The following is a 6000-nucleotide window of genomic DNA, read 5'->3' on the forward strand; positions in this document are numbered from 1 at the left end:
CCACCCCTCTCAGCTCCCGGTCCCGACGGGAGTGCAGTGCCACCTCTGATGGCCATCAAGCTGCCGGTGGTCTTCTATGGCGGACAGACTGTATCAATCATGCAACAAGGCGTTTTTATAAAAGCCAATATAAAACAGGTGGTTAGATTCATTCGTCTGAAACGACTGCTTGCGTTGTTTTACATTTTTCCGTCTGCTGCTCCCTCGCCCTGATAAAAAGGGTTTCAGTTTCAATGAGTTAGATTGCTGGCATAAAAAATGCACCTTTCGTGATGCTTTAGGACTGCCAGCTCACCGTTACCCCTCATCAGAAGTACCGAGAACGCAAACTGCGCGCTGGCCGGTCCGCGGAGAGTCTCTGGCAGGTTGGTATAGAGCCGCGTCGATCTCCAATGCTACCTTTTGCCGACCTGGCCAGAGACTTTCCTGCTAGTCAGCTCCGTTCGCTTCCCGTCGGGAGGAGGGCGGGTTGATCTGACAGTCAACAAGGTATGGGAGGCACAGCCATGAACCTATTGACCAACTGTAGACCCGGTGCATACCTCAAGTGGATAGGCGGTTTCCTGGCTGCCCTGGTATGCGCCCTGATGATGACGATGGGCATCGTACAACCCGCATGGGCCGATCCCGGACCGCCTTCGCAACGGGGTATCCAGCCGGTGGAAGTTCAGGGCAACCCCACCTGTTCAGACCTGCTGGGCCCGATTCCGATGTTGCAGGAGTTCAAGATAAACGATCCCTTTACCGGTCAGTTCTCGGATGGTGACCTGACGGTAGATATCACGGTGCACAGCAACGGCCAGGGGCCCAACTTCGATTGGGTCAGTTCCGGCGGCGAAATGATCTCGATATTCGTTAAAGGTGGTCCCAGAGGAAATAACTACGACTACGACGGCACCGGCTTTACCTGGGATAACTTCCTGCATTCGCCGGTCAACCCGAACCATGGCCGGTTCTATGGCCTCAGCCATATCTCCTTCTGTTATATCCCGGGCGAACCGAGCATCGACGTAACTAAGACCTGCGCCGAGCAGACCGTCAACAACCAGGTGGTCACCACCCGCAATACCGTGGTGCTGGACAACGACGGCGATTTCGAGTTGACCAACATTCGAATCCGGGAAGATCAGGCTGGTGCCAGCTGCACGCTGACCAAAGTGGGCGGTGCCGCAGCCAATACCGCATTGCCGGTCGGCGTCTGGGTGAGCGTGCCCAACGGCGGCAGCTTCGACGGCAACCTGATCGTCGGCGAGTCGGTGACTCTGGAAGTCACCTGTACCGGCGGCGCACTCAACCTCGCCAACAAGATCTCCGGCCACGGCGATTGGGCGCAGGGCAGCGTGATGGATATGGACAGCTCCAATCCGGCGGTTGAATGTCCGTTCGCACCGGACCCGATGGTATCGATCGACAAGGATTGCCCGGATGAAAGCGATGTGCGCCTGATGGGCATGGGCGGTCATCTGGTGGTTGAAGTCTGCCCGGAAATCGTGGTCAGCAACGACAGCCTGACCGAGCCGCTCTCTTCAGTGATCGTGACCGACACTCAGATTCCGGCCCTGTCCGGTGGCGTGCAGGTCGGACCGCTGGCACCGAATACTTCGGTTGCCCTGGGGGCCGATCTCGGTATCGACCTCTGCTATATGCCGAGCATGCCTGAGGTAGCTGCGTTTGATGATCACGGTACATCGACTGATCCGTCAGACGACAAGTACCTGCCGTCCCATTCAGGCTTCCTGAATACCGCCAGTGTGCTTGCAGCCGGCCAGTTCGGCGGCACCGATACCGACTCCGACGATACCGCATTGCGCGATTCGCAGGGCAATATCCTGTATCTGTTGGATGAGTTCGGTCAGCCGGTGCCTGATTCCGAGGGGAACCTGATCCCGCTGAGCGAGTGCCCGCTATGCGCACCTTGCCCGGATTGCCCGAACTGAAATACAACTGACAACTGAGCGATAACGAGCGATAAAAAGGGGCGGTGGCCTGTCGGTCACCGCCCCTTGTTTTCGGATTTTTGTGGGTAAGAGCGCCATGTGGGCACAAAAAACGTGCCCTCCCACAGGGCTTCGGTTTCGTTGATACCGTCTCTCGATTCCGGCCACAACGGCCTTTTACAGCAGTTGTGGCTGGACCTCTTGCTGGTTCTTCACCACACCAATGTAGGGCCGGACCAGGCCGGCCAAACGCCGACAGGCGTTTTAACCCACCTGCGGAGGTGGCGCCCCGGGTGGCGCCCTACAGGGCTCTGCCGTAGCAGCCCGCTCCGAGGGCGACAGGCCGCGGACTATGCCGACCCGGTCGCGGTCGGTATCCAAAGGGCATACCAAGCCCGCTGCTACGAGGGACATGCCTTGTCGCAGCCCACTTTTTATGCCCGTGGGTGCCATGGGCGACTCTATATAAAAAGGCGAGGGGATACCTCGCCTTTGTGTCGCTTATTGTTCCGTTGATCGGTTATTTCTTCTTGCCGTTGCCTTTGTTGCCCGGCCCACTGCTGCCGCCATCCTGCAGGCTGACCGTGACGCTGGCGCTGGCATACTTTTCACCATCGAAGATGGTGTAGCTGAAGCTGTCGCCGGATTTGAAGTTGCGGGCCGGCGAATAGGTCAGGGTGCCGTCGCTGTTGATCCGCACGCTGCCTTTTGAGCCCTGAGTCACGTTGGTTACTTTCAGGCTGTCGCCATCCGGGTCGTAGTCGTTATTCAGTACCGGGATTGTCACCGTTGCGATACTGCTCAGCGTGACGCTGTCGTCGACCGCTACCGGGGCCTGGTTATTGCTGGTCGGCGCCGACACGGTGACCGACACCGATGCGCTGGCCGTGCCGCCGTTGCCGTCGGCGATGCTGTAGCTGAAGGTTTCAGTGCCGCTGAAGCCGCTGACCGGGGTAAAGATGATGTTACCGCCACTGATCTGGGCCGAGCCATAGACGCCACTGGTGCCGGTGATGGTCAGGCTGTCGCCGTCGGCATCGTAGTCATTGGCCAGCACCGGAATGCTGACCGCCGTGCCGGCGCTGGTGCTGGCGCTATCGTTAACCGCCACCGGTGCATTGTTGCCGGCTGCTACCGCAACCGCGACGGAACCGGTGGCACTGCCGCCTTTACCGTCGGCGATGCTGTAGTTGAAGGTTTCGGTACCGCTAAAGCCGCTGTTGGGGGTGAAGATGATATTGCCGCCACTGATCTGGGCGCTGCCATTGACACCGCTGGTACCGGTGATGGTCAGGCTGTCGCCGTCGATATCGTAGTCGTTGGCCAAGACCGGGATGCTGACCGCGCTGCCGGCACTGGTGCTGGCGCTGTCGTTAACCGCCACCGGCGCACTGTTGCCTCCGCTACCGCCGCCGGAGCCGCCGTTGCCATAGTCGATGGTTACCGTCGCGCCGGCATTGTCGGTCCAGTTGGTGGTGATGGTCAGGCCGGCTTCGCTGTCGACGAAGGAGTAGCCCGCCACCAGGGCCGGGTCCATCAGGTCGAAGGTGGCGCCCCAGGAGGAGCTGCCGGGGGTCATATCCAGCAGCTTGCTGCTGTTGCGATCGCCCTCGGTAATCAGATGGATCAGTACGCCGTTGGCCAGGCTGTCCGGGTCGTTACGCATATCGCTGCTGTCGAACAGGATCTGGTCGAAGCCGATCGGTTGACGGTAGTCGATGTAATACCAGGTATTCTTGCCGCTGGCCGGGTCTATGCCACGCCACACCCGCAGCGCCTTGGACTTGCTGTCGTTGGTTTCCAGCGGGGCGATGGTGTAGCTGCCGCTGCTGGTGACTTCGGTGATGGCCGGCGACGGGCCGTAGTCGAGCCAGCCGAGCAGTTCCTTTTGGAACGGGTTCATATGGGCGGCACGATCGCCCATTACGTCCAGTGCGTCTCCATATTCGATCTGCGTGCAGCTGCCATCCAATACACCGTCGCTGCAGCTCAGGCCGTGGGAGTGCATCAGGCCGAAGGTGTGGCCCAGTTCATGGGCGACTACCTGCAGGTCAAGCCCGGCGGTAATAAAAGCACGGGCGGGCTTACCGCCGACGTTGGCCCAGTTGCCGCCGCAACCGCTGGAGGGGGCGACCATGTACACCACGCGATCGTAGTTGGCCAGGTTGACGCCGTTACCGGTTGCGATCTGGTCTGCCGCGTCGGTGATGCCGGTCGGGCAGCTGCCGCCGTCCAGCGGCAGGGTGTACCAGCCCAGTACATCGCCGGTCAGCCAGGTCTGGTTATAGGAGGTTTCCAGGAAGAAGTCGCTGACATCGCCGAATACGAAGTCGCGCACCTGGTTCTGGCTCCAGGGCTTGTCGGTCGGCTCATTCTGGAAATTAACCATAATGACCGCAGTGCGCTGCTCGCCGAGGGTGTTGTAGGTGGACGGATCGGTGGTGCCACCGTTGCTGCCGCCATCCGCACCGCCATCGGCCGCCAGGGTCAGCAGTTGGTCGCCGGAGGCCAGTGCGATAGCGCCATCGGTCTCCTCATCGCCGCCGTCGACCAGCAGACCGTCGACCGACACGACGGCACCGGTCAGTTGGTTGGGCGTCTTGTCGCCGAAATGCAGGGAATAGCGTTCACTACCGGTGTTCAGGAAGTGTTGCAGCTTAACGCCTTCGGCATCTTCCAGGTAACGGACCTCCAGCTCGCCGCTGGTGGCGAATTTCTGCTCGAGCTTGGCGCGCACCTCGGCCGGCATCCCTTTTTGCTGTTCATCGGACAGCGTGGCTGCGACAACGGCCGCCGGGTCGCGCTCAACCAGCTCCGCCAGCAGTTGGCGGCGTTGCTCGGCCTTGGCGGTCAGTTTCTTCAGCGCCTGGGATTTTTCGGCACCTTTACCGTTGGCCCACTGTTTCTGCAAGGCCAGCATTGCCTGGGTCTGCTCTGCCGCTTGCTGCGCATGGGATGCATTGGCCGCATGGGATACCGCATGACCGTGATTCTGGTGGCTATTCGCCTCTGCGATGGCAACCGGCAGTAGGCCGAGAGATGCGCTCAGGCCGAACGCGGCCGTCAGTCGGGCAATGGAAGTCCGCTGCATGAAGGTCTCCGCTTATTTTCACTAAGCGAAAGATCCTCAACAACAGACGTGCCCTGAGGGATGACTCTCCTTCGGTAATCCGGCTACCCCGTACAGCTGGGGCCCGTGATTTTGCGCCATCCGATTACTCGAATTTTGCCTTTGTCGGGAGAGGATCTTTCGGTGTTATGGGTGGGCGGTACTGTTTTCCCGCCGCGTATTCGTCCGTCATGACTGAATGCCCGCGTACTTGCATGGAACAGGAGGCTGGGCTCCCTTCAACGTCACTGTTACCGGATACGTTCCCTGTCCGCTCGTCGAGCGATCAGCCATTCCGGTATAAATCGGGTGATACACCCGCTTAGAAATCTGTAAGTCTGTGTAAAGCTGGCGCAAATATAACATAGGGGTTGTTCAACAATTATACAGATATGGAATAAACAGCCGTTTGAATGCTGTTGCTTTTCGGCGACAACATAGGGCTTGGCATGCCCTTGGGTACCGACCGCGACCGGGTTGGCAGAGTCCGCGGCCTGTCGCCCTCGGAGCGGGCTGCTACGAAGCTCGGCCCTGTAGCGGTGGGCTTTGACCGCGACAGAAGATGGTTCTATTGGCACCCAAAGCGGTCGCCCTCGGAGCGGGCTGCTACGGAGCTCAGCCCTGTAGCAGCGGGCTTGGCATGCCCTTTGGGTACTGACCGCGACAGAAGATGGTTCTATTGGCACCCAAAGCGGTCGCCCTCGGAGCGGGCTGCTACGGCGCTCTGTCCAGTAGCAGCGGGCTTGGCATGCCCTTTGGGTACTGACCGCGACAGAAGATGGTTCTATTGGCACCCAAAGCGGTCGCCCTCGGAGCGGGCTGCTACGAAGCTCGGCTTTGTAGCAGCGGGCTTGGCATGCCCTTTGGGTACTGACCGCGACAAGAGATAGTTCTATCGGCACCCAAAGCGGTCGCCCTCGGAGCGGGCTGTTACGACTCAATCCGCAGTCTTGT

The 6000-nt window shown here is 59.9% G+C and carries 2 protein-coding genes and 1 riboswitch; of the genes, one reads left to right on the forward strand and one right to left on the reverse strand.

Annotated features, from left to right (window positions below):
- Nucleotides 1–506 precede the first annotated feature (506 nt).
- Nucleotides 507–1937, forward strand: coding sequence for a hypothetical protein (locus K6T12_RS18350; protein ID WP_222224336.1), 1431 nt, complete (start codon nt 507–509; stop codon nt 1935–1937).
- Nucleotides 1938–2457: 520 nt separating this feature from the next.
- Here the strand turns inward: K6T12_RS18350 and K6T12_RS18355 are convergent.
- Nucleotides 2458–5028 carry an Ig-like domain-containing protein gene (locus K6T12_RS18355; RefSeq protein ID WP_222224337.1) on the reverse strand — a complete coding sequence of 857 codons (2571 nt, stop codon included), beginning with the start codon at nt 5026–5028 and terminating at the stop codon, nt 2458–2460.
- Between the two features lie 70 nt (nt 5029–5098).
- A riboswitch (cyclic di-GMP riboswitch) is annotated at nt 5099–5178 on the reverse strand.
- Nucleotides 5179–6000: the final 822 nt, after the last annotated feature.

The organism is Marinobacterium arenosum (genome assembly GCF_019795155.1).
GTDB lineage: Bacteria > Pseudomonadota > Gammaproteobacteria > Pseudomonadales > Balneatricaceae > Marinobacterium_C > Marinobacterium_C arenosum.

Excerpts from the sequence above, each read along its gene's own strand:
- K6T12_RS18350 (WP_222224336.1), top strand. The coding sequence starts at position 507 with ATGAACCTATTGACCAACTGTAGACCCGGTGCATACCTCAAGTGGATA.
- K6T12_RS18355 (WP_222224337.1), bottom strand. The coding sequence starts at position 5,028 with ATGCAGCGGACTTCCATTGCCCGACTGACGGCCGCGTTCGGCCTGAGC.